1 protein-coding gene is annotated in these 357 nt (G+C 66.7%); it reads right to left on the bottom strand.

Annotated features, from left to right (window positions below):
* Nucleotides 1-339, bottom strand: a 339-nt coding sequence (locus FY036_RS00040) for a fasciclin domain-containing protein (protein ID WP_201744657.1), incomplete at its 3' end; no start/stop codon positions are given.
* Between the last annotated feature and the right edge of the window lie 18 nt (nucleotides 340-357).

Raw genomic sequence — 357 nt, forward strand, 5'->3', positions numbered from 1 at the left:
CTTCGCACCACCTTCGAGGGTGAAAGTCACGTCGCTGCCCTGGACGGTGGCGGCGGTCATGCCTTCGGTGAGGTCGGACGACGCCACGTTGCCGGGTACGACGTGATAGGTCAGGATCGACACGAGCTGGTCGCGGTTCTCCTCCTTCAGCAGGTCGTCCACCGTGCCTGCCGGCAGCGCCGCGAATGCTTCGTCGGTCGGTGCGAAGACCGTGAACGGACCGTCGCCTTTCAGTGTCTCGACCAGGCCCGCAGCCTCGGCAGCCGCAAGCAGGGTTGTGAAGTTGCCGGCCTGGCTGGCGGTATCGACGATGTCGGCGGCCAGCACGGATGTGGTCATCGCGACGGCAGCCGCACC

The sequence above is a fragment of the Neoaquamicrobium microcysteis genome, assembly GCF_008180155.1.
In the GTDB taxonomy this organism is placed as follows: domain Bacteria; phylum Pseudomonadota; class Alphaproteobacteria; order Rhizobiales; family Rhizobiaceae; genus Aerobium; species Aerobium microcysteis.